General features: G+C 72.1%; 19 protein-coding genes. 13 read left to right on the top strand and 6 right to left on the bottom strand.

The genetic code is table 11. The annotated features are described in order from the left end of the window. Nucleotides 1-22 precede the first annotated feature (22 nt). The gene (locus ACIRVH_RS19485; protein WP_403954664.1) at nt 23-808 is read left to right on the top strand and encodes an adenosylcobinamide-GDP ribazoletransferase; all 786 of its coding nucleotides are present in this window, start codon (nt 23-25) and stop codon (nt 806-808) included. Here the strand turns inward: ACIRVH_RS19485 and ACIRVH_RS19480 are convergent. Together ACIRVH_RS19480 and ACIRVH_RS19475 are read right to left on the bottom strand one after the other, a co-directional pair. Continuing rightward, on the bottom strand, nt 732-1,295 hold the full coding sequence (locus ACIRVH_RS19480; RefSeq protein ID WP_403954943.1) for a spherulation-specific family 4 protein: 564 nt from the start codon (nt 1,293-1,295) through the stop codon (nt 732-734). The genes ACIRVH_RS19485 and ACIRVH_RS19480 overlap by 77 nt on opposite strands. A 729-nt stretch (nt 1,296-2,024) precedes the next feature. Further along, a complete protein-coding gene (locus ACIRVH_RS19475; protein ID WP_403954661.1) occupies nt 2,025-2,444 on the bottom strand; it encodes a hypothetical protein in 420 nt (139 codons plus the stop codon). Nucleotides 2,445-2,845: 401 nt separating this feature from the next. Between ACIRVH_RS19475 and ACIRVH_RS19470 the strand changes: the two genes are divergently transcribed. The 7 genes from ACIRVH_RS19470 (at nt 2,846) to ACIRVH_RS19440 (ending at nt 13,523) form a co-directional block, all read left to right on the top strand. Further along, complete coding sequence (locus ACIRVH_RS19470) at nt 2,846-4,372, top strand: leucyl aminopeptidase (protein WP_403954659.1); 1,527 nt, start codon at nt 2,846-2,848, stop codon at nt 4,370-4,372. A 293-nt stretch (nt 4,373-4,665) separates the two neighbouring features. Continuing rightward, the gene (gene lpdA, locus ACIRVH_RS19465) at nt 4,666-6,054 is read left to right on the top strand and encodes a dihydrolipoyl dehydrogenase (RefSeq protein WP_403954657.1); all 1,389 of its coding nucleotides are present in this window, start codon (nt 4,666-4,668) and stop codon (nt 6,052-6,054) included. Between the two features lie 62 nt (nt 6,055-6,116). Further along, nucleotides 6,117-7,892: a 2-oxoglutarate dehydrogenase, E2 component, dihydrolipoamide succinyltransferase gene (gene sucB, locus ACIRVH_RS19460; RefSeq protein ID WP_403954654.1), complete on the top strand. Its 1,776-nt coding sequence runs from the start codon at nt 6,117-6,119 to the stop codon at nt 7,890-7,892. Nucleotides 7,893-8,166: 274 nt separating this feature from the next. Continuing rightward, complete coding sequence (locus ACIRVH_RS19455) at nt 8,167-8,790, top strand: GntR family transcriptional regulator (protein ID WP_403954652.1); 624 nt, start codon at nt 8,167-8,169, stop codon at nt 8,788-8,790. Between the two features lie 259 nt (nt 8,791-9,049). Beyond that, the gene (gene aceE / locus ACIRVH_RS19450) at nt 9,050-11,752 is read left to right on the top strand and encodes a pyruvate dehydrogenase (acetyl-transferring), homodimeric type (RefSeq protein ID WP_403954650.1); all 2,703 of its coding nucleotides are present in this window, start codon (nt 9,050-9,052) and stop codon (nt 11,750-11,752) included. A 76-nt stretch (nt 11,753-11,828) separates the two neighbouring features. Then, complete coding sequence (locus tag ACIRVH_RS19445; protein WP_403954647.1) at nt 11,829-12,938, top strand: helix-turn-helix transcriptional regulator; 1,110 nt, start codon at nt 11,829-11,831, stop codon at nt 12,936-12,938. 66 nt (nt 12,939-13,004) lie between these two features. Continuing rightward, complete coding sequence (locus tag ACIRVH_RS19440) at nt 13,005-13,523, top strand: DUF4240 domain-containing protein (RefSeq protein ID WP_403954941.1); 519 nt, start codon at nt 13,005-13,007, stop codon at nt 13,521-13,523. Here the strand turns inward: ACIRVH_RS19440 and ACIRVH_RS19435 are convergent. Together ACIRVH_RS19435 and ACIRVH_RS19430 are read right to left on the bottom strand one after the other, a co-directional pair. Continuing rightward, nucleotides 13,513-13,713, bottom strand: a complete 201-nt coding sequence (locus tag ACIRVH_RS19435; protein WP_403954645.1) for a hypothetical protein — start codon at nt 13,711-13,713, stop codon at nt 13,513-13,515. The two genes, ACIRVH_RS19440 and ACIRVH_RS19435, sit on opposite strands and share 11 nt — an antisense overlap. Nucleotides 13,714-13,778: 65 nt before the next feature. After that, entirely contained in the window at nt 13,779-14,705 is a 927-nt protein-coding gene (locus ACIRVH_RS19430) for a peptidoglycan recognition protein (RefSeq protein ID WP_403954643.1), read from the bottom strand. Nucleotides 14,706-14,841: 136 nt separating this feature from the next. On the opposite strand from ACIRVH_RS19430, the gene ACIRVH_RS19425 reads away from it, so the two are divergent. Next, nucleotides 14,842-16,035 carry a MarP family serine protease gene (locus ACIRVH_RS19425; RefSeq protein WP_403954641.1) on the top strand — a complete coding sequence of 398 codons (1,194 nt, stop codon included), beginning with the start codon at nt 14,842-14,844 and terminating at the stop codon, nt 16,033-16,035. Between the two features lie 18 nt (nt 16,036-16,053). Here the strand turns inward: ACIRVH_RS19425 and ACIRVH_RS19420 are convergent, their stop codons facing one another. Continuing rightward, nucleotides 16,054-16,542 carry a GNAT family N-acetyltransferase gene (locus tag ACIRVH_RS19420; RefSeq protein ID WP_403954638.1) on the bottom strand — a complete coding sequence of 163 codons (489 nt, stop codon included), beginning with the start codon at nt 16,540-16,542 and terminating at the stop codon, nt 16,054-16,056. Nucleotides 16,543-16,580: 38 nt separating this feature from the next. On the opposite strand from ACIRVH_RS19420, the gene ACIRVH_RS19415 reads away from it, so the two are divergent. Together ACIRVH_RS19415 and ACIRVH_RS19410 are read left to right on the top strand one after the other, a co-directional pair. Beyond that, a complete protein-coding gene (locus ACIRVH_RS19415) occupies nt 16,581-17,474 on the top strand; it encodes a TIGR01777 family oxidoreductase (protein WP_403954635.1) in 894 nt (297 codons plus the stop codon). Nucleotides 17,475-17,681: 207 nt separating this feature from the next. Next, nucleotides 17,682-19,046, top strand: a complete 1,365-nt coding sequence (locus tag ACIRVH_RS19410) for an NAD(P)/FAD-dependent oxidoreductase (protein WP_403954633.1) — start codon at nt 17,682-17,684, stop codon at nt 19,044-19,046. 8 nt (nt 19,047-19,054) lie between these two features. Here the strand turns inward: ACIRVH_RS19410 and ACIRVH_RS19405 are convergent, their stop codons facing one another. After that, nucleotides 19,055-20,518, bottom strand: a complete 1,464-nt coding sequence (locus tag ACIRVH_RS19405) for a regulator (protein WP_403954631.1) — start codon at nt 20,516-20,518, stop codon at nt 19,055-19,057. Between the two features lie 238 nt (nt 20,519-20,756). Here ACIRVH_RS19405 and lipB point away from each other — a divergent pair, with 238 nt between their 5' ends. Next, nucleotides 20,757-21,554 (top strand): lipoyl(octanoyl) transferase LipB, encoded by a 798-nt coding sequence (lipB, locus tag ACIRVH_RS19400; RefSeq protein ID WP_403954629.1) that lies wholly within the window; start codon nt 20,757-20,759, stop codon nt 21,552-21,554. Nucleotides 21,555-21,677: 123 nt separating this feature from the next. Next, entirely contained in the window at nt 21,678-22,667 is a 990-nt protein-coding gene (gene lipA / locus ACIRVH_RS19395; protein ID WP_403954627.1) for a lipoyl synthase, read from the top strand. Nucleotides 22,668-22,795: the final 128 nt, after the last annotated feature.

The following is a 22,795-nucleotide window of genomic DNA, read 5'->3' as shown; positions in this document are numbered from 1 at the left end:
GACGGCCCGGTAACCTGCGCCGGTGCTCAAGTCCTCCCCTCTCGACGGCCTCCGCTTCGCCTTCGGCACGCTCTCCGTGCTGCCCGTCCGGGTGCACCGGTGGGACCGGGAGGCCGCCCGCGGGGGCATGCTGAACGCCCCGGTCGTCGGACTGGTCGTCGGCTGCTGCGCCGCGGGGCTCGGGCTGCTGCTGCTCCTGCTGGGCGCCGGCCCGTTGCTCGCCGCCGTCGCCTCCGTCGCCGTACCGGCCGCGCTGACCCGCGGTCTGCACCTGGACGGGCTCGCCGACACGGCGGACGGGCTCGGCAGCGGCAAGCCCGCGGAGGACGCGCTGCGGATCATGAAGCAGTCGGACATCGGGCCGTTCGGGGTGCTGACCCTCGTCCTGGTGCTGCTGGCCCAGGTCGCCGTGCTGGCGCAGCTCTACGCCGACTCCTGGGTGCGGGGCGCCGCCGCGGCGGTGACCGCGGCGGTCGCGGCCCGGCTCGCGCTCACCCTGGCCGCGCGCACCGGGGTGCCCGCGGCCCGTCCGGAGGGTCTCGGGGCGGCGGTCGCCGGCGTCGTGCCGGTACCGGGCGCGCTGGCCGTCACGGCGGCCTTCACGATCGTCTCGGCCGCCTGGGGTACGGCGCAGGGCCCGTACGGCGCCCTCCGCGCGGCGGCCGCGGTCCTGCTGTCCCTCGCCACCGCCGAACTCCTGCTGCGCCGCTGCACCCGTCGCTTCGGCGGGGTCACCGGGGACGTCTTCGGCGCCCTCGCGGAGACGGCGGCGACGGCCGCGCTCGTGGTGCTGTCCCTGGGCCGCTAGGTCGTGTCGTCGGAGCCCAGGCCGTGGGGCAGCGGGCGGCCCCGGCCATGTCCGCGTCCGGCGGAACGCCGTAGACCAGATGGCAGACCCGCACCCCGGCCGGGTAGTGCGGGGGCGTGCGCAGGTAGGTCGCCCAGGGGCCCTCGAAGGTGACGAGGAGGTCGGCGAGCGCCGCGTACACCGGGTGCGGCGGGGTGCCGTGGTTCAGCGCGAGCGTGACGCAGCCGAGGGTCCGGGCGGCCGTGGTGAGCCGCTCGTAGTGCCCGGACTCCCCCATTCCGGACGGCACTTGGTCGAGGAACGCGCCCTGGGTGCCGTACCACTCGCGGTACCGGCGCAGATCCCGTACGACGTCCTCGTACGGCCGCCTGCCGTAGTCGGTGTCGCTGTAGCCGAGCAGGGTCACCCCCGCCGTCCGCAGCCGGGCGGCGGTCGCGGCGAAAGCCGCGTCGGGGCGGTCGCGGGGGCCGCTGGCCGGGTAACTGATGAGTGAGTTGGCCGAAGTTCGCCGTCACGTCCCTCGTGCGGGTGAACGAGGGCAGTTCCTGTGACCGTGCAGGCGCTTGGAACGAAGAGCGGCTGCGCGGGATGGCCTGGCACCAGGGGCTGGTGGTGGTCGTGGTCGACCCGGCCTACACCAGCCGCTGGGGCGGACAGCACTGGACCACGCCCCTATGGGATCAGTCCAAGAAGACCACGGTCACCCGGCATCACGCTGCCGGGGTGGCCATCGGAAGGCGCGCCCTCGGACACGGGATCCGGCGTCGGCCAGGTGTGACCCCCGCTCACCGGAGGATGAGCGCGAGGAGAGCTACCGGCCAGGCCGAATCCATACCGAGGGCGTGCGGGACCGCGAGCCCACCCAGGACAGCGGGCACGCCCACCCGGGGCGGCAAGACCCGACCGTGCCAAGGTGACCAACTCGCGCTGTTCCCAGGCCCTCAAGACCGTTCGGAGGGCCACCGGACCACGCGTCCGGACTATGGCGAGTTGGCCGACGTTGGCCAACAGCCCCAGGCACGGTGAACCACACCTACACCCCAACCTCGTGTCCGTGTCGGCCGCGAGCGGCGTGAAGTGGACCACCTCGGACAACTCCCGCGAGTCCGAGCAGCGGGTCGTGTGCAGCAGTGCGCTCACCTTCACGCCACCCAGCGGTACCTGGCCTTGTCCGCGAGCAGCTGGTCGGTCAGGGCGTCCTAGCTGGCTCTTCATCTCACTGGGCCTCGTACTGCGCGTCGGCCGCGGTCATCCGGATCGGCGTGGCCTTGTCGGTGCTGCCGGGCACGAAGACGTCGACGTAGCGCGTGAAGCCGGTGCGGGGCTTGGCAACGAAGCCGAAACTCTCCTGCAGGGAATGCGAGTTGCTGCGTACGTCCGTCGAGGATGCTGGCGTGACCGCCCGCGTAGGTGCGATCGAGGCCCACCTCGGGATGGGACCAGGTGTAGGCGTCGACCTGCGGAATGCCATACGTATTCCGCACGACTCCAGGGCCGTCTGCTCGGCGGAGCCCGCGCCGAAACGTGTCAGTGGGGATGGGACGGCCGGAGTTGTCCAGACCATGGTGTACGCGATGCCCTCGCTCTTCAGCTCTACGGTGATCGCACCGACCGGGCTGTCGCCGTCGTCGACCACCGGACCTTGTGATCAGTGCGCGGGTCGGTCGCGGCTCTCCGGCGATGCGCGGTGCGTCATGCCTGGTTCCTCCCCAGGGGATCCTCTGCGGCGAAACCGTGGAGGATCAGCGGAAATCATGCGAATCCACAGGCAGCCGGCCCGCCGGAACCCGATGAGTGTGGCTCAGCACACCGACGTCCGGGGGTGAGAAGTGGCCACGACGCCACGCACAGGTGAACACCCGCAGGCATGAGCGAACGGTCGCACGCGCGTAGTCTCGTCACGGGTGTTCGCCGACAGGGTGAAGGCCCCGGTTGCCACATGCCCCCAGGCCTGGACCTAGGGTCGGCTCTCGGGCCCGGTCGACCCACCCCTCTTCGGCCACAGCAACTTCACATCGGAAGCGAGATTTCACCACCGTGACTGCTCTGACTCTCAGCACCGCCGCGGCGCCCGGCCTCCGGGCCGACGCGATCGTGATCGGTGTCGCCAAGGGCGCCAAGGGACCCGTCGTCGCGCCCGGCGCCGACGCCGTGGACAACGCGTACGACGGCAGGCTGGCCGGCGTCCTGGAGACCCTCGGCGCCTCGGGTGCCGAGGGCGAGCTGACGAAACTGCCCGCCCCGGCCGGCTTCAAGGCGCCGCTCGTGGTGGCGGTGGGCCTGGGCGCGGAGCCCGAGAAGGACGCCGGGTACGACGCCGAGGCACTGCGCAAGGCCGCCGGCCTGGCCGCCCGGGCGCTCGCCGGGTCCAAGAAGGCCGCGTTCGCGCTGCCCATCGACGACGCGGGCTCCGTCGGCGCGATCGGGGAGGGCGTCCTGCTCGGCGCCTACGCCTTCGACACGTACAAGGACTCCGGCAAGGACGCCAAGGCCAAGAACGGCAAGGCACCGCTGGCCGAGGCCGCGCTGCTCGGCGGCAAGCCGCGGGACGCGGCCCACAAGAGCGCCGTGGCCCGGGCCGTCGCGGTCGCCGAGGAGCTGAACCGCTCCCGTGACCTGATCAACATGCCGCCGAACGACCTCACCCCGGCGATCTTCGCCGCCGAGGCGCAGACCGCGGCCAAGGAGCACGGCCTCAAGGTGCAGGTGCTCGACGACAAGGCTCTGGTCAAGGGCGGCTACGGCGGCATCCTGGGCGTCGGCGGCGGTTCGGCCGCGACCCCGCGCCTGGTCAAGCTGTCGTACACGCACCCGAAGGCGGAGAAGCACCTGGCCTTCGTCGGCAAGGGCATCACCTACGACTCGGGCGGCATCTCGCTGAAGCCGGCCGGCCACAACGAGACGATGAAGTGCGACATGAGCGGTGCCGCCGCCGTGTTCGCCGCCGTCGTCGCCGCCGCCCGCCTCGGCCTGGAGGTCAACGTCACCGGCTGGCTGGCGCTGGCCGAGAACATGCCCTCCGGTTCCGCCGTGCGCCCCGGTGACGTGCTGCGCATGTACAACGGCAAGACCGTCGAGGTGCTCAACACCGACGCCGAGGGCCGGCTGGTCCTGGCCGACGCGCTGTGGGCGGCCTCGCTGGAGAAGCCGGACGCGATCGTGGACGTGGCCACGCTGACCGGCGCGATGATGCTGGCGCTGGGCAGCCGGACGTTCGGTGTCATGGCCAACGACGACGCCTTCCGCACGGCGGTGTACGAGGCCGCGGAGGAGGTCGGCGAGCCTGCGTGGCCGATGCCGCTGCCGGAGCACCTGCGCAAGGGGATGGACTCCACCGTCGCCGACATCGCGAACATGGGTGAGCGGATGGGCGGCGGACTCGTCGCCGGTCTGTTCCTGCGCGAGTTCGTGGGCGAGGGGATCACCTGGGCGCACCTCGACATCGCGGGCCCCGCGTTCAACGAGGGCGGTCCCTTCGGGTACACGCCGAAGGGTGGTACCGGCTCCGCCGTGCGGACGCTGGTGCGGCTCGCGGAGCTCACGGCTGCGGGTGACCTGGGCTGAGTCGCCCGATGGCTCGGTCGATTCCGTAGTACGGATCCGCCGCGTGGGGGCTGTTCGCCCCCGCGCGGCGGAGCCGCATATCGATACAGCCCCGCACCCCTGTCCTTCCTTTCAAGTGAGCGTGGGGTGTCTCACACTCCAGCCCGGCGTCTCGTCCGCCTCGAACAAGTGCAAAGATGGAGCCCGGCAGGACAGGGCCCCCACCGAAGGGCCGAAGCATCAAGCGGCCGGACACCAGCCGCCAGCCGGTCATCGGAGACCGGCGTACGGCGCACATGCATGGAGGACGTGACGTGGCGAACGACGCCAGCACCGTTTTCGACCTAGTGATCCTCGGCGGTGGTAGCGGTGGTTACGCCGCGGCCCTGCGCGGGGCCCAGCTGGGCCTGGACGTCGCCCTGATCGAGAAGGACAAGGTCGGCGGCACCTGCCTGCACCGGGGATGCATCCCCACCAAGGCCCTGCTGCACGCGGGCGAGATCGCCGACCAGGCTCGCGAGAGCGAGCAGTTCGGCGTCAAGGCCACCTTCGAGGGCATCGACGTCCCGGCCGTCCACAAGTACAAGGACGGTGTCATCGCCGGCCTGTACAAGGGTCTGCAGGGTCTGATCGCCTCCCGCAAGGTGACCTACATCGAGGGTGAGGGCCGCCTGTCCTCCCCGACCTCGGTCGACGTGAACGGCCGGCGCGTCCAGGGCCGCCACGTCCTGCTGGCGACCGGCTCCGTGCCGAAGTCGCTGCCGGGCCTGGAGATCGACGGCAACCGGATCATCTCCTCCGACCACGCCCTCGTCCTGGACCGCGTGCCGAAGTCCGCGATCATCCTGGGCGGCGGTGTCATCGGCGTCGAGTTCGCCTCGGCGTGGAAGTCCTTCGGCTCGGACGTCACGGTCATCGAGGGCCTCAAGCACCTCGTCCCGGTCGAGGACGAGAACTCCTCCAAGCTTCTTGAGCGCGCGTTCCGCAAGCGCGGCATCAAGTTCAACCTGGGCACCTTCTTCCAGAAGGCCGAGTACACCCAGGACGGTGTGAAGGTCACCCTCGCGGACGGCAAGGAGTTCGAGGCCGAGGTCCTCCTCGTCGCCGTCGGCCGTGGCCCGGTCTCCCAGGGCATCGGCTACGAGGAGCAGGGTGTCGCCATGGACCGGGGCTACGTCCTGGTCGACGAGTACATGCGCACCAACGTTCCGACCATCTCCGCCGTCGGTGACCTCGTCCCGACCCTCCAGCTTGCGCACGTCGGCTTCGCCGAGGGCATCCTGGTGGCGGAGCGTCTGGCCGGTCTGAAGGTCGTTCCGATCGACTACGACGGTGTCCCGCGGGTGACGTACTGCCACCCGGAGGTCGCCTCCGTCGGTATCACCGAGGCCAAGGCCAAGGAGATCTACGGCGCGGACAAGGTCGTCGCTCTGAAGTACAACCTGGCGGGCAACGGCAAGAGCAAGATCCTCAACACCGCGGGCGAGATCAAGCTCGTCCAGGTGAAGGACGGTGCCGTGGTCGGCGTCCACATGGTCGGCGACCGCATGGGTGAGCAGGTCGGCGAGGCCCAGCTGATCTACAACTGGGAGGCGCTGCCGGCCGAGGTCGCCCAGCTCATCCACGCCCACCCGACGCAGAACGAGGCGATGGGCGAGGCGCACCTGGCGCTCGCCGGCAAGCCCCTGCACTCCCACGACTGAGCCTTCGGTCCACGGGCGCGACGACACAGACTTCCGCAAATTCGTAAGGAGAAACCGAAACCATGGCGGTTTCCGTAACCCTTCCGGCGCTCGGTGAGAGCGTCACCGAGGGCACTGTCACCCGCTGGCTGAAGGCCGAAGGCGAGCGCGTCGAGGCCGACGAGCCGCTGCTCGAGGTGTCGACCGACAAGGTCGACACCGAGATCCCCTCGCCCGCGTCCGGCGTGCTGGCCTCCATCAAGGTCGCCGAGGACGAGACCGTCGAGGTCGGCGCCGAGCTGGCGGTCATCGACGACGGCACGGGTGCGCCCGTTGCCGCTCCGGCCCCCGCGGCCGCCGAGGCTCCGGCCCCGGCCCCCGTCGCCGAGGCCCCTGCCGCTCCGGCCCCGGCCCCCGAGGCCCCGGCCGCCCCCGCCGCCACCCCGGCCGGTGGCGCCCAGGGCACGGACGTGGTCCTGCCCGCGCTCGGTGAGTCCGTCACCGAGGGCACCGTGACCCGCTGGCTGAAGTCGGTCGGCGACTCCGTCGAGGCCGACGAGCCGCTGCTCGAGGTCTCCACGGACAAGGTCGACACCGAGATCCCGGCGCCCGCCTCCGGCGTGCTGCTCGAGATCGTGGTCGGCGAGGACGAGACCGCCGAGGTCGGCGCCAAGCTCGCCGTCATCGGCGCCGCGGGTGCGGCTCCGGCCGCCGCCCCGGCTCCCGCTGCCCCGGCCCCGGCCCCGGCCCCCGCTGCCCCGGCCCCGGCCCCCGCTGCCCCGGCCCCGGCCCCGGCTGCCCCGGCCCCGGCCCCGGCCGCTCCGGCGCCCGCCCCGGTCGCCGCCGCCCCGGCTCCGGCCGCCCCGGCCCCCGCGCCGGTGGCTCCGGCTCCGGTCACCCCGGCCCCGGCCGCCGCCCAGGCGACCGACGAGGGCGCCTACGTCACCCCGCTGGTGCGCAAGCTCGCCGCCGAGAACGGCGTCGACCTGGCCACCGTCAAGGGCACCGGCGTCGGCGGCCGCATCCGCAAGCAGGACGTCATCGCCGCCGCCGAGGCCGCGAAGGCCGCTGCCGCCGCTCCGGCTCCGGCCGCCGCTCCGGCCGCCGCCAAGAAGGCCCCGGCGCTCGAGGTCTCCCCGCTGCGCGGCCAGACCGTCAAGATGCCCCGCATCCGCAAGGTCATCGGCGACAACATGGTCAAGGCGCTGCACGAGCAGGCCCAGCTGTCGTCGGTCGTCGAGGTCGACGTCACCCGCCTGATGAAGCTGCGCGGCAAGGCGAAGGACTCCTTCGCCGCCCGTGAGGGCGTCAAGCTCTCCCCGATGCCGTTCTTCGTCAAGGCCGCCGCCCAGGCGCTGAAGGCCCACCCGGTCATCAACGCCCGGATCAACGAGGCCGAGGGCACGATCACCTACTTCGACACCGAGAACGTCGGTATCGCGGTGGACTCGGAGAAGGGCCTGATGACCCCGGTCATCAAGGGTGCGGGCGACCTGAACATCGCCGGCATCGCCAAGGCCACGGCCGACCTGGCGGGCAAGGTCCGCGCCAACAAGATCACCCCGGACGAGCTGTCCGGCGCGACCTTCACCATCTCCAACACCGGTTCGCGTGGCGCGCTGTTCGACACGATCATCGTGCCGCCGAACCAGGTCGCGATCCTCGGCATCGGTGCCACGGTCAAGCGTCCGGCCGTCATCGAGACGGAGGAGGGCACGGTCATCGGCGTCCGCGACATGACCTACCTGACCCTCTCCTACGACCACCGCCTGGTCGACGGCGCCGACGCGGCCCGTTACCTGACGGCGGTCAAGGCGATCCTGGAGGCGGGCGAGTTCGAGGTCGAGCTCGGCCTCTGATTCCCTGATCAGGCAGTACGAAGCCCCGCCCGGAACCTTCCGGGCGGGGCTTCACCTTTGAACGGGACAAGCCGCAACGCCCCAGGGGCGCGGGGAACTGCGCGAGCAACCACAGACAACCCGCTGTCGCCCGAAGACCGTCCGCACCGAGCCGTCAGGCGCCGCAGGCCCCATGTGCGCCTCGTCTCACCTGCACGAAAGCACCCCCATGCATCCCCTCGAAGCGGCGCACGGCTTTATTGTCTAAGCGTCAGCCCCTCCCGAAGGAGCCCTCATGACCGCCCCCGTCATCCACTCGCTGCGCGAACAGATCCGCGAGCACATCGTGGAGGGAATCGTCAGCGGTCGCTGGCAGCCGGGCGAGCGCATCGTGGAGCGGCGGATCGCCACCGAGCTGGAGGTCAGCCAGACACCGGTCCGGGAGGCCCTGCGCGAGCTGGAGTCCCTGCGGCTGATCGAGTCCGCGCCGAACAAGGGCGTACGCGTACGGAACCTGACCGCGGCCGACCTGGAGGAGAGCTACCCCGTCCGAGCCGGCCTGGAGGCCATCGCGGCGGAGCTGGCGGCCGAACGCCTCGCGGAGGACTGCTCGGCCCTGGAACCGCACGTCCTGGCCCTGTACGAGGCCGACCGCAAGGCCGACGGCACGGCCCAGGTCCGCCACACGGTCGGCTTCCACCGCGAGCTGGTCCGCGCGGCGAACAACTCGGTGCTGCTGCACACCTGGGAGGGCCTGGGCATCGAGGTCTTCACGGCGCTGTCGATCCGCTGGCTCGGCACGGTCCAGCAGTCGTACGCGGAGGAGCACGAGGAACTGGTGCAGGCCTTCAAGCGCCGGGATCCGCGCATCGCCGAGCTGGTGAAGGCCCACGTCCTGGGCTGCGCCCCGAGGGCTTGATTCACCCGAGCATACCGTCGCTCACCTGCGAAAACCTCGACCTGAAGCGGCACCGGGTGCCCATTTCAAAGGCACCGGGTGCCTACTTTCTCGAAATCGAGAAGTTTTGCCCCGTACCCCTTTGATCGATCATCGATCAGGGAGTTACAGTCGCCGACGGACTTCCACCGAAGTCCGCTGCCCTGTCCTGCCAAAGACCAAGGGCACCCCCGAACCCTTACCGATGAGGGAACCCCCTTCGACTGAGGAAGGCGGCGACATGACCGACCCCAACGCCATCCAGCCGAGCGCGCTCGACCAGCTCCCCGACCGCGACCCCGAGGAGACCGCCGAATGGCAGGCCTCCCTGGACGCCGTCGCCCGGGAGGCCGGGCCGCACCGCGCCGCATACCTGATGCGGCGCACGCTGGAGCGCGCCGAGGCGGGCGGCATCGCGCTGCCGAAGCTCCTCGAGACCGACTACGTCAACACCATCCCCACCGCCGCCGAGCCGGGCGTTCCCGGTGACGAGGCGATGGAGTCCCGGATCACCGCGTGGAACCGCTGGAACGCGGCCGCCATGGTGACCCGCGGCTCGAAGTACGGCGTCGGCGGCCACATCGCCACCTTCGCCTCCGCGGCCTGGCTCTACGAGACCGGCTTCAACCACTTCTTCCAGGGCAAGGAGGCCGACGGGTCCGGCGACCAGCTCTACATCCAGGGCCACGCCTCCCCCGGCATCTACGCCCGCGCCTTCCTGGACGGCCGGCTGAACGAGGGCCACCTCGACAACTTCCGCCAGGAGTCCGGCGGCAACGGCCTGCCCTCGTACCCGCACCCGCGCCGCCTGCCCTGGCTGTGGGAGTTCCCGACGGTGTCGATGGGCCTCGGCCCGCTGTCGGCGATCTACCAGGCGCGCTTCAACCGCTACCTCACCAACCGCACCATCAAGGACGTCTCCGCCTCGCACGTGTGGGCGTTCCTCGGCGACGGCGAGATGGACGAGCCGGAGTCGACGGCGGCCCTCGCGCTCGCCGCCCGTGAGGAGCTGGACAACCTCACCTTCGTCATCAACTGCAACCTGCAGCGCCTCGACGGCCCGGTGCGCGCCAACTTCAAGATCGTGCAGGAGCTGGAGGCCCAGTTCCGCGGCGCCGGCTGGAACGTCATCAAGACGCTGTGGGGCTCGGCCTGGGACGAGCTGTTCCAGCTCGACACCACCGGCGCGCTGGTACGCCGCCTGCGCGAGGTACCGGACGCGCAGATCCAGACGTACCAGACCCGCGACGCCGCCTACATCCGCGCCGACTTCTTCGGCAAGGACCCGGCGCTCGCCGAGATGGCGAAGCTGCTGAGCGACGACAAGATCCTCGAGTGCTTCCACCTCTCGCGCGGTGGTCACGAGGCCCGCAAGGTCTACGCCGCGTACAAGGCCGCCGTCGAGCACAAGGGCGCGCCGACCGTGATCCTGGCCCAGACGGTCAAGGGCCACACCCTCGGCGAGGGCTTCGCGTCGAAGAACGCCAACCACCAGATGAAGAAGCTGACGGTGGACGAGTTCAAGACGATGCGGGACCTGCTCGACCTGCCGATCAAGGACAGTGACTTCGCCGACGGCGTGGTGCCCTACGGCCACCCGGGCGCCGACTCCCCCGAGGTCCGCTACCTCCAGGAGCGCCGCGCGGCCCTCGGCGGCCCGGCCCCGGCCCGCCGCACGCACGCGCTGGCCCCGCTGCCCGCCCCCGCCGAGAAGGCCTTCGCCTCCTTCGACAAGGGCTCCGGCTCCCAGAACGTGGCCACCACCATGGCCTTCGTCCGCCTGGTCAAGGACCTGGTCCGCGACAAGGAGACCGGTAGGCGCTGGGTGCCGATCGTCCCCGACGAGGCGCGCACCTTCGGTATGGAGAGCCTCTTCCCGTCTCTGGGCATCTACTCGCCCAAGGGCCAGACGTACGAGCCGGTCGACCGCGACCAGCTGATGTACTACAAGGAGGCCAAGAACGGCCAGATCCTCAACGAGGGGATCACCGAGGCCGGTTCGATGGCCGACTTCATCGCCGCGTCCACCGCGTACGCCACGCACGGCGAAGCGATGATCCCGTTCTACATCTTCTACTCGATGTTCGGCTGGCAGCGCACCGCCGACCAGATGTGGCAGCTCGGCGACCAGCTCGGCCGCGGCTTCCTCGTCGGCGCGACGGCGGGCCGTACGACCCTGACGGGCGAGGGCCTCCAGCACGCCGACGGCCACTCCCCGGTGATCGCGGCCACCAACCCGGCCGCCCTCACCTACGACCCGGCGTTCGCGTACGAGATCGCGGTCGTCGTCCGTGAGGGTCTGCGCCGGATGTACGGCGAGGCCAAGCCGGGCGAGGACCAGAACGTCTTCTACTACCTGACGGTCTACAACGAGCCGATGCCGCAGCCGGCCAAGCCGGCCGGGCTCGGTATCGACGAGGGCATCGTCAAGGGTCTGTACCGCTTCAACACGGCGGAGTCCGCGGGCGTGACCGCCCCGGCCAACGCCCCGCGCATCCAGCTGCTCGGCTCCGGTACGGCGATCCACTGGACCCTGCAGGCGCAGCGGCTGCTCGCCGAGGAGTGGGGCGTGGCCGCCGACGTGTGGTCCGCGACCTCCTGGTCCGAGCTGCGCCGCGACGCGCTGGAGGCCGACGCGGCCCTGCTGCGCGGCGAGGAGCGTGTGCCCTACGTCCGTCAGGCGCTGCAGGGCGCCGAGGGCCCGGTCCTGGCCGTCTCCGACTACATGCGCCAGGTCCCGGACCAGATCGCGCAGTGGGTCGAGCAGGACTGGTCCTCGCTGGGCGCCGACGGCTTCGGCCTGTCCGACACCCGCGAGGCGGCCCGCCGCCACTTCGGCGTCGACGCGGAGTCGATCGTCGTCGCGGCCCTGGCCCAGCTCGCCAAGCGCGGCGAGGTCAAGGCGACCGCGGTGAAGGAAGCCCGGGAGAAGTACGGGCTGTAGTCACCTGAGTCCTGGGAAGGGGTACGGCAGCCGCCGTACCCCTTCTTTGTCAGTGGCCCCCGGCATCATGAAACGCATGCGTGCGGCCCGGCTCATCAAGATGGTGCTCCTCCTCCAGTCCCGGCCCGCCATGACCGCCGCCGAGCTGGCCCGGGAGCTGGAGGTGTCGGAGCGGACGGTCACGCGGGACGCGCAGGCGCTGTCGGAGGCCGGGGTGCCCGTGTACGCCGATCGGGGGCGGGCCGGCGGGTACCGGCTGATCGGCGGGTACCGCACACGGCTGACAGGGCTCGCGCGCAGCGAGGCCGAGGCCCTGTTCCTGAGCGGGGTGCCGGGGGCGCTGCGGGACATGGGGCTGGACGACGTCGCCTCCGCCGCCCGGCTGAAGGTCTCCGCGGCCCTGCTGCCCTCCCTGCGGGACGCCCCGGACAGCGCCGCCCAGCGGTTCCATCTGGACGCGCCCGCCTGGTTCCGGGAGCCGGAGACGCCCGCGCTGCTGCCCGTGATCGCCGAGGCGGTGTGGGGCGACCGGCGGATCGGGGCCGTGTACCGGCGCCCGGGCGCGGAGCCGGAGGGGCGCGCCGGTTCCGAGGGGGTGAGCGCGCGGAGGCCCGAAGGGCTGAGCACGGTCGCCCCCTCGGAACCGGCTGAGGCGCCCCGGAGGCGGAGCGCCGATGAAGCTGCCGCGGTCGTCGAGCGGGACCTGGAGCCGTACGGGCTCGTGCTGAAGGCGGGTGTCTGGTACCTGTGTGCGCGGGTGGGCGACGGCGGCGCCTTCCGGACGTACCGGATCGACCGGTTCGACGCCGTCGAGGCCCGTGACGAGCGCTTCAGCCGTGATCCGGAGTTCGGCCTCCCCCGGTACTGGGCCGAGCAGGCCGAGCGGTTCGCCCGGTCGATCCTGCACGCCGAGGTCGTCGTACGGCTGTCCCCGGGCGGCGTGCGCAGGCTGCCGTACGCCGTCGATCCGCTCTCCGCGCGCGAGGCGCTCGCGGGCGCGGGCGAGCCGGACGCCGAGGGGTGGGTGACGGTGACCGTGCCGGTGGAGTCGGAGGAGGTCGCGCACACCCAGCTGACGGCGCTGGGCCCGGAGGGCGAGGTGCTGGCACCGGGGAGCCTGCGGGAGCGGTTCGCGGCGGACGCGGCTGCGCTTGCCGCGCGCTACGGGCGTGGAGCCGTCTCATAACGATCCGCAGCAGTCCGTGCGACTCCGCGTGCGCCCCACCGGCTCAGGCCCGATGCTGGACCCGTGATGGAAGAGTCGGAATTCTGGGAGCTGATCGACACCACCCGCGAGGCCGCCGAGGGCGACCCCGAGGAGCAGGCCGACCTGCTCGTGGACCGGCTGCTCCAGCTGGACCCGGAGACGGTCCTGGACTTCGCCCGTCACTTCGAGTCCCGCTACAACCGCGCCTACCACTGGGACCTGTGGGGCGCCGCCTGGGTGCTGCTGGGCGGGGCCAGCGACGACGCGTTCGACTACTTCCGGTGCTGGCTCATCGGCCAGGGCCGGGAGGTCTTCGAGGGCGCCCTGCACGCCCCGGACTCGCTGGCCGAGCTGCTGGAGGACTTCGACGAGGAGATCGACGGCGACGGCGAGGAGCTGGGGTACGCGGCGGACGAGGCATACGAGCAGCTCACCGGCACCGTCGCCCCGGACCTCGGCATCGCGTCCACGAGCGACGAACCGGAGGGCACCCCGATCGACTTCGAGAACGAGGCGGCCCTCGCCGAGCTGTACCCCCGGCTTTCGGCGCGTTTCAAGAGCTGACTCCGGGCGCGTGCAACGGCGGCGCCGCGTTGGCCCGGTCGAGTGCCGAGGCCGTCGCGGCGGCCGGGCCGACCACGACCGCGGCGACCACGCAGACGACGGTCCAGGGGCGGCGTACCGCCCGGGTCCACACGGAGGCCGCCGGCCCGGACTGCCGGGCCTGCTCGTCCTGCTGACGCGCACCGCTCATCGTCTCCCCACCTCCGGTCGCCGCATCTCCCGCTGAGTGCGTGCCTCGACGGTAGGGCGGCGACCTCAGGGGGTGCGGTGAGTCGCCTGTGGCGTGCCTGTGGGCACGGGTACGGCGGGGACACGGCCCTGCAGGCGGGCGGCGGTCTGCCGGATCTCCGGGAGCCTGGCGGTCAGGGCGGCGCCCGGGCAGCTGGTCATGAAGCCGTCGTTGTGGCCGGCCACGGCGGGCAGGGTGGCGGTGCTGCCGGCCGTGTAGCGGCTGAGGCCGTTGCTGGAGACCAGGTGGGTGCGGGAGCGCGGGTCGACGTCGGCGAGGCCGAGCTTCCAGGCGGCGAGGGCGGCGATCGCGTCGGTCATGGCCTGCGGCACGGCGGCGCCGGCGGTGAAGGTGCCGAGGGCGGCGATGCCGGTGGTGCGGTGGTTGAAGCCCTGGGTGTGGGCGCCGGTGACAGGCCGGTCGACGCCGCCGGCGCGGCCCTCGTAGATGGTGCCGCAGCGGTCGACGAGGAAGTTGTAGCCGATGTCGTCCCAGCTGCGGGGGCCGGTCTGGCCGGCGTACAGGTCGCGGATGATGCGGGGCGCCTCGGCGCAGTCGTAGTGGTTGGGCGAGTCGGTGTGGTGGACGAAGACGGCGACCACCTTGTCGTCGTAGCGCGGGGGCGGCTGGCTGTGCGTGGCCGCGGTGCGGTCCAGCCAGGCGGCGCGGGGCACGATCAGCGGCCGGGGGGCGTGGTGGGCCGGCTGGGGCCGGTCCGCGGCCGGCTGGCCGATGCGGATCTCGCCAGGGCGCTCGACACCGCGGGAGAACAGGGCCAGTGCGAGGACGGCGGTCAGGCCGGGCAGACAGCCCAGTAGCACCAGTACGGCACTGGGCACGCGCACGGCCCGTCGCTTCCGCGTCCCTCGCGATCTTCGCAAGAAAGGCATGAGCCCACTGTCGGGCCGGTCCGCCGGGCTCGCGATGTGTGCTGTGCCACCCGGTGGAACCATCGTCCTGGTGGAGGACGTTTCTGGGGATATACGCACACGTGGCCGGTTCGGCGTCCGGTGGCCTCTCCCGCGCGCGCGTGACTGATCATCGGGCCCGCCCCGGCCGTATTAGGGGGTCCGAGAGAAAGGCGGCTCCGTGGACCTGCTCGACCTGGTGCTCGCACTGGTGATCCTCGTCTACGCGGCGTCCGGTTACCGGCGCGGGCTGGTGGCCGGATGTGTGTCCCTGGCCGGGTTCGTGGGCGGCGCGGTCGTCGGTGTGTGGGTGCTGCCGTGGGTGACCGGCATGGTGGCGCGCGGCTCGTCGGCCGCGACCGTGCTGGCGGTGCTGACGGTGCTGGTGCCGGGGGTGGTGGGGCACGAGCTGGCGGGCCGGCTGGCGCTGCGGCTGCGGCGCGAGCTGGACCGGGAGGGCCGGGGTCCGCTGCGGGTCGCGGACGGGATAGGGGGTGCGGCGGCCAACTCGGTCGCGGTGCTGATCGTGGCCTGGGTCGCGGCGAGCGTGCTGGGCGCGTCCTCGTCCCAGACCCTGACGACGGCCATACGGAACTCGGCGTTGCTGGGCGCGGTGCAGCAGACGATGCCGGAGACGACGCCCGTGTGGTTCTCGCGGGCGACGTCCGCACTGACCGAGGCGGGCTTCCCGCAGGTCTTCAACCCGTTCGAGAACGAGTCGACGGCCCAGGTGCCCCGGCCCACGGGCGACAGTGTGACGCCGGCCGCGACCGAGGCCGCCAAGCGGAGCACGGTGAAGATCGAGGGCGCCTCCGGCACCGAGGGCCGGGAGGGCAGCGGCTTCGTGTACACGCCGCGGCACGTGATGACGAACGCCCACGTGGTGGCGGGCATCGACCACCCGAGCGTGCGGGTGGGCGGGGTCGGGCGGTCGTACGAGGCCCGGGTGGTGCTCTTCGACCCCGACCGGGACGTGGCGGTGCTGTACGTGCCCGAACTGCGCGCCCCGGTGCTGCGGTTCGACCGGAACGCCACGCGCGGCGACTCGGCGGTGGTCGCGGGCTATCCGCAGGACGGGAACCTGAACCTGCAGGCGGCGACGGTGGCGAACCGGGTGCGGGCGACGGGCCAGAACATCTACAACAACCACACGGTCACCCGGGAGATCTACTCGATCCGCTCGACGGTCCGGCCGGGCAACTCCGGCGGCCCGCTGCTGACCACCGACGGGCGGGTGTTCGGCGTGGTCTTCGCCCGCTCGACCTCGGACGCCGAGACGGGGTACGTGCTGACGGCGGCCGAGGTGGCGGGCGACGCCGGACGCGCGGGCACGGCGACTGCACCGGTGGACACGGGGCAGCTGGTCACGTCGTAGGGCTCCCGGTCCGGGGACTCAGAGGGGGCGGCCCATCACCACGTCGTCGACGTACTTCCCCTCGATCAGGAATTCCTCCGGCAGCACTCCCTCGACCACGAAGCCCTCGGCCTCGTAGAGCCTGCGGGCCGGGGCGTTGTGCCCGAGCACGCGCAGGGTGATGCGGCGTGCGCCGCGCCTGCGCGCCTCCTCGATCGCGGCCCGGAGCAGCGCGCGGCCGATGCCCTTGCCGCGGGCGGCGTCGGAGACGACCAGGCCCTGGATCTGGCGGATGTGCGCCTGGGAGGGCAGTGCACTCGGGTGGACCAGTCTGAGGTAACCGACGACGCGCCCCTCGGCCTCGGCGACGAGGTAGTCCCGCGGCAGGTGGCGCCCGTCGAAGAAGGGCTGGTACGGCGGCTGCGGCGCGGGCAGCACGGCGTGCAGCGGGGACCAGGCGGCCCGGTCGAGGAGGGCCAGCTCCGCCTCGTCGGCGGGCAGGGCGACTCGTATGAACGGCTCCGGCATGACCGCCACCTTAGGCGGGACGGGGAAGGATGGGGCGCATGGAACCTTCGCGAATCGCGGTGGCCGGTGCGTCCGGTCTCATCGGCAGCGCCCTGGTGCGGTCCCTGACCGCGGACGGGCACGAGGTGGTGCGCCTGGTCCGCCGTGCGCCCCGGGACGGGAGCGAGGTCCGCTGGGACCCCGAGCGCCAGCAGGTGGACGCGGCCGGGCTGGTCGGCTGCGACGTGGTGGTCAACCTCGCGGGGGCGGGGATCGGCGACCGGCGCTGGACACCGGAGTACAAGCGGCTGGTCCGGGACAGCCGGGTGCTCGGCACGGCGGCGCTGGCGGAGGCGGTGGCCTCGCTGGACACACCGCCGCGGGTCTTCGTGAACGGCAGCGCGATCGGCTTCTACGGCGACACGGGCGACCGGGCCGTGGACGAGGACGCGCCGCCCGGGGACGGGTTCCTGCCGTCGCTGTGCGTGGAGTGGGAGGAGGCGGCGGCGCCCGTGCAGGAGGCGGGCGTGCGGACGGTGTTCGTGCGCACGGGGCTGGTGGTGGCGCGCGGCGGCGGGGCCTGGGGGCGGCTGTTCCCGCTGTTCAAGGCCGGACTCGGGGGGCGGATGGGCGACGGACGCCAGTACTGGTCGTATGTCGCGCTGCACGACGAGGTGGCCGCGATCCGGTATCTCATCGACCAGGACACGCTGTCCGGGCCGTTCAACCTGACCGCGCCCCAGCCGCTGACGAACCGTGAGATCACCGAGGCGATGGGGCGGGTGCTGCACCGGCCGACACTGTTCGCCGTGCCGGCGCCGGTGCTGCGGACGGCGCTGGGCGAGATGGCAGGGGAGGTGCTGGGCAGCCTGCGGGTGGTGCCGAAGCGGCTGCTGGAGTCGGGGTTCACCTTTGCGTTCCCCGGGATCGACGACGCGATCCGGGCGGCCTGAGCGGACGCCGTGCACGCGGCCTGACATGACGTCAAGAAGCTCCTGGGATCTCCCGTGACCGTATGCGACCGCCGTGCGACCGTGCCCTGTTGATGCGCGACTGTTCCTGACCGATCACGGCCCTAACCTCGACCCGAACTCGGGTATCCCTGGAGCCTGTTGGGGGCATGACGTCTCCACCGGCCGCGCAACCACAGGAGGGGCCTCGTGCTTGAGCCCGCGTACCAGGTGGACGTCGTCATCGTGGGAGCCGGAACCGCCGGTCTCTCGGCGGCTCATCGGCTCACCAGCGCAGGAGTAACGACCGTAGTCCTGGAGGCCGCCCCTTACGTGGGCGGCCGCATGTCGACCGAGAAGGTCGACGGCTTCCGGCTCGACCGCATCGGACAGCTGCTGTCCACGTCCTATCCCGAGCTCCGCCGCACCCCGGGGCTCGACTCACTCACCCTGCGCCGCTTCGCGCCGGGCGTGCTGCTGCACCGCGACGGACACACCCACCGCGCGGGCGCACCGGCGACCGGAGGGAGCGCAAGGGGCGCACTCCATGTGGTGCGCGCCCTGGCGAGCGCCCCCAGGGGCTCGGCGGCCGCACCGGGCCGGACCGGTGCGCCGGTGGGCGGCGCGGTCGACCAGGCTCGCCTCGGCACCGCCCTGGGCCGGATCGCCGCCACTCCCGTCGAACGCCTGCTGTCCCGGCCCGAACAGCCCGCCGCACAGGCCCTCGCGGCCCGCGGGGTGCCCGCCCGGACCGTCGACGGCTTCCTGCGTCCGCTGCTCGCCGCGCTGTTGTGCGACCCGGAGCTGACCACGTCCAGCCGGTGCGCCGACCTTGCGCTGCACTCCTTCGCGAGCGGCCGGCTGTGCGTGCCGGAGGGCGGTGCGGAGGTGCTGCCGGAGCTGCTGGCCGGCGCGCTGCCGCCCGGCACCGTGCGCACCGGGGTGCGGGTCACCTCCGTGTCCACGACCTCGGTGACCACGGCCGAGCACGGTGAGATCCGCTGCCGTGCGGTGCTGCTGGCGACCGACGCGCGGGCCGCGGCCGAGCTGCTGCCGGGGCTCAGGGTGCCGGACTTCCATCCGGTGACGGTCGTTCACCACACCACGGACGAGCCGGCCACGGTGCTCACGACGGGCACGTCGCTGCTGCTGGACGCCGACCGCGGCGGACCGGTCGCGCACACGGCGGTGGTCAGCAACGTCGACCCGAGCCGCGCGCCGGCCGGCCGCGTGCTGATCTCGTCGACCGTGCTGGGCACCCCGCCCGACGCCGTCGACACCGCCGTCCGCATCCACCTCTCGCGCCTCTACGGCACCTCGACCCGCCGCTGGGAGACGCTCGCCGTGCACCACACCCCGCAGGCGGTACCGGCGATGCGTCCCCCGCACGACCTGCGCCGCCCGGTACGCCTGCTGGCCGGCCTGTACGTCTGCGGCGACCACCGCGACACCAGCACCGTCCAGGGCGCCCTGCACTCGGCCCACCGGGCCGCGGCGGCGATCCTGGCGGACCTGGGAGCGGCGGGACCGATGCACAGGGCGGATCCGGCACCCACGCTGCCACGAGCGGCCTAGGAAGGCGCTCAGCCCAGTGCGGCGACCCTCTCCCGGTACCCCCTCACCGGTGCCGCGTCCTTGTACGGCTCCAAGCGGCGTTCGAAGTCCTTCACGTACTCGATCGCGCGAGCGCTCCGCATCTCCGCCGCCTGGCCGGCGGCCTCGGCGGCCAGTGTGCAGGCCTGGTCGAGTTCGCCGAGGCCGAGCCGGGCGGTGGCGAGGACGACCCGGCAGAACAGGCGGCTGCGGGCGTAGGAGGGCGCGCGCAGCTGGAGGGAGCGCTCCGCGTGCTGGGCGGCGGCCCGGAACTGCTGCAGGTCGCGGTGGCAGTGCCCCAACTCGTCGGCGAGCTGCGCCTCGTCGAAGAACCGGGCCCAGTACGGCACCTCGTCCCCGGGCCGGGCCGCCTCCAGGGCGCGCTCGGCCCGCACCAGCGCCCCGGTGCACGCCCGCACCTCCCCGAGCACCCCGTGTGCGCGGGCCTCGGAGGCGTGCAGCAGCGCCTGCACGACCGGCGGTGCGCCGGTGCCGACCCCCTGCTGGGCCACCCGCGCCAGCTGTACGGCCTCCCTGCCGTGCCCGAGGTAGACGGCCTGGCGGCTCATGGTGACCAGCACGTAGGAGCCGTAGGACCGGTCACCGGCCGCCTGGGCCAGGCGCAGGGCCTGCACGAAGTAGCGCTGGGCGAGTCCGTGCGCGGCGATGTCGTACGAGGTCCAGCCGGCGAGCCGGGTGAGGTCGGCGGCCGCGGCGAACAGGCGGCGGCCGGTCTGCTCGTCGTAGGCGCCGCGCAGCATCGGCTCGCACTCGTGCTCCAGGTAGCGCACGAGGGCCTGCCGGGCGTGGCCGCCGCCGTAGGCGTCGTCGAGGGTGCGGAACAGCTCCCCGACCGAGCGCAGCGCGGCGATGTCGCCGCCGGTGACCTTGTGGCCGGGGGCGCGCGCGGCGTGTCCGCGGGGCCGGGGCGGAGCCGGTACGGCCTCCGGCCGGTCCCTGGTGACGGCGCGGACCTGGGCGGGCACCCGGGGTGCCGGCTCCCGGGCCACCCTGTCGTCGGCCTTGCCGATCAGCCAGTCCCGGCTGGGCACGACCAGCCCCGCCGGGGTGAAGGCGATCTTGCGCAGCTCGGCGTGGCTGCCGGAGTCCTTGCGCCACAGCCCGCTGACGATGTCGACGGCCTCCTCGGGGGTGGCCGCGAACTCGAGCCCGGCGTACACCGGCGCACAGGCGTCCAGGCCGAGATCCTGGGCCGTGAGCCGGCGTCCGAGCCGGCGTGTGAACACCTCGGCGATCAGGGCGGGCGTGGTGCCCCGGGGCTGCTGCCCGCGCAGCCAGCGGGTGACCGAGGTCTTGTCATATCTGAGGTCCAGCCCGTGCTCCAGACCGAGCTGGTCGACGCGACGGGCCAGACCCGCGTTGGAGAACCCCGCTTCTGCGATGAGCGCGGCGAGCTGGCGGTTGGGGGTGCGCTGCGCGGGTCGGTCCGTCATCTGCGGTGCGGTCTCCTGCCTTCCGGCGCCTGAAGTGCCGGGATTGCCTGTGAGCAGCCCTTATGGCCTCGTGAACGGCGCGAATGTAGCGGAGAGTGAGTAGACGATCACATACTTCGCCGCGCATTCATCCGATCGTGTGAGGATTGCCCCCAGGGCTGACGTGCGCCGGGCGGACGTACAGTGGCGTGGGCGCGTTACGTGCCTGACACACCCATTGCTGAGGGAGGCGCTTGCCGTGAGTGAGTTGCGGTTCGTCCACATGGGGTTCGGCGCGGACGCCGTCGAGTACCAGGAGGCGTGGGACGAGCAGCGCCGGGTGCACGCGGCCCGGTTCGCCGACGAGATCCCCGACACCGTGCTGCTCCTGGAGCACCCCCCGGTGTACACGGCGGGCCGCCGGACCGAGGACAGCGAGCGTCCGCTGGACGGCACCCCGGTCATCGACGTGGACCGCGGCGGCAAGATCACCTGGCACGGCCCCGGCCAGCTGGTGGGCTACCCGATCCAGAAGCTGCCCCGCCCGGTGGACGTCGTCGCCCACGTGCGCCGCCTCGAGGAGGCGCTCATCCGCACCTGCACCGAGTTCGGCGTGGAGACCACCCGGGTCGAGGGCCGCAGCGGTGTGTGGGTGCTCGGCGACCCGGTCGAACAGCGCCCGGCCCTCGGCGGACTCTCCCTCGACTTCGACCCGCGGCTCCAGGACGAGGAGTTCGACCCCCGCCTGAACGGCCCGGAGTACGCCCCCTCCAACGCCGGCCAGCGCCGCGAGGACCGCAAGATCGCCGCGATCGGCATCCGCGTCGCCAAGGGCGTCACGATGCACGGCTTCTCCTTCAACGTGAACCCGGACAACCGCTGGTTCGACCGGATCATCCCGTGCGGCATCCGTGACGCGGGGGTGGCCTCGCTGGCCGGCGAACTGGGCCGCGAGATCACCATCGAGGAGGTCCTGCCGGTGGCGGAGCGCCACCTGCGGGACATCCTGGAGAACGCGGAGCCGAAGCCGAGGGAGATCGAGAAGGCATCCGCGTGATCGGGGAATGCGCCCCATGGCTGTGAGGTTGGCCTCACCCGTAGGGCTCAGTAAACACGGGCGTACCCTGGTGTGCGCCGAAGAATCGAAGACTACGTCTAAGCAATCAGCAGGGAGCCGGTCGTGTCCGCAGTCGCACCCGACGGACGCAAGATGCTGCGCCTGGAGGTCCGCAACAGCCAGACCCCCATCGAGCGCAAGCCCGAGTGGATCAAGACTCGGGCGAAAATGGGCCCCGAGTACACGGCGATGCAGAAGCTCGTGAAGAGCGAGGGTCTGCACACCGTCTGCCAGGAAGCCGGCTGCCCGAACATCTACGAATGCTGGGAGGACCGCGAGGCGACCTTCCTCATCGGTGGCGACCAGTGCACCCGGCGCTGTGACTTCTGCCAGATCGACACCGGCAAGCCCGAGGCCCTCGACCGTGACGAGCCTCGCCGGGTCGGCGAGTCCGTGGTCACCATGGACCTGAACTACGCCACCATCACCGGCGTCGCCCGCGACGACCTGGAGGACGGCGGCGCCTGGCTGTACGCCGAGACCGTGCGCCAGATCCACCAGCAGACCGCCGGGCGCGAGGCCGGCCGGACCAAGGTCGAGCTGCTGGCCCCCGACTTCAACGCGGTCCCCGAGCAGCTCGCCGAGGTCTTCTCCTCCCGGCCCGAGGTCTTCGCGCACAACGTCGAGACCGTGCCGCGGATCTTCAAGCGGATCCGCCCCGGCTTCCGCTACGAGCGCTCGCTGAAGGTCATCACCGAGGCCCGCGACTTCGGCCTGGTCACCAAGTCCAACCTGATCCTCGGCATGGGCGAGACCCGCGAAGAGGTCAGCGAGGCGCTCAGGCAGCTGCACGAGGCGGGCTGCGAGCTGGTCACCATCACGCAGTACCTGCGCCCCTCCGTGCGCCACCACCCGGTGGAGCGCTGGGTGAAGCCGCAGGAGTTCGTCGAGCTGCAGCAGGAGGCCGAGCAGATCGGCTTCTCCGGTGTGATGTCCGGTCCGCTGGTCCGGTCCTCGTACCGCGCCGGGCGCCTGTACCGGATGGCGATCGAACAGCGTCAGTCAGCTGCTCCGCAGCAGGGCGGCAGCAACATCGCCACCCAGGCTGTGTGAATTCACGCACAAGCTATTACTGGCCAGTAATGGCCGAGTCGACGCGGTCCTGACCGTCCTCGCTGATGAGGGCGACCGTCAGGGCCGCGTCATTGTTTCGGCGCTCTGTATCAAGGCTTCATTGGCGT

It is taken from the genome of Streptomyces sp. NPDC101165 (genome assembly GCF_044768135.1).
Taxonomy (GTDB): Bacteria; Actinomycetota; Actinomycetes; order Streptomycetales; family Streptomycetaceae; genus Streptomyces.
This window is presented reverse-complemented; position numbering and strand designations above follow the sequence as displayed.

Excerpts from the sequence above, each read along its gene's own strand:
- sucB (WP_403954654.1), top strand. The coding sequence starts at position 6,117 with ATGGCGGTTTCCGTAACCCTTCCGGCGCTCGGTGAGAGCGTCACCGAG.
- ACIRVH_RS19455 (WP_403954652.1), top strand. The coding sequence starts at position 8,167 with ATGACCGCCCCCGTCATCCACTCGCTGCGCGAACAGATCCGCGAGCAC.
- aceE (WP_403954650.1), top strand. The coding sequence starts at position 9,050 with ATGACCGACCCCAACGCCATCCAGCCGAGCGCGCTCGACCAGCTCCCC.
- ACIRVH_RS19445 (WP_403954647.1), top strand. The coding sequence starts at position 11,829 with ATGCGTGCGGCCCGGCTCATCAAGATGGTGCTCCTCCTCCAGTCCCGG.
- ACIRVH_RS19440 (WP_403954941.1), top strand. The coding sequence starts at position 13,005 with ATGGAAGAGTCGGAATTCTGGGAGCTGATCGACACCACCCGCGAGGCC.
- ACIRVH_RS19435 (WP_403954645.1), bottom strand. The coding sequence starts at position 13,713 with ATGAGCGGTGCGCGTCAGCAGGACGAGCAGGCCCGGCAGTCCGGGCCG.
- ACIRVH_RS19430 (WP_403954643.1), bottom strand. The coding sequence starts at position 14,705 with ATGGTTCCACCGGGTGGCACAGCACACATCGCGAGCCCGGCGGACCGG.
- ACIRVH_RS19420 (WP_403954638.1), bottom strand. The coding sequence starts at position 16,542 with ATGCCGGAGCCGTTCATACGAGTCGCCCTGCCCGCCGACGAGGCGGAG.
- ACIRVH_RS19415 (WP_403954635.1), top strand. The coding sequence starts at position 16,581 with ATGGAACCTTCGCGAATCGCGGTGGCCGGTGCGTCCGGTCTCATCGGC.
- ACIRVH_RS19405 (WP_403954631.1), bottom strand. The coding sequence starts at position 20,518 with ATGACGGACCGACCCGCGCAGCGCACCCCCAACCGCCAGCTCGCCGCG.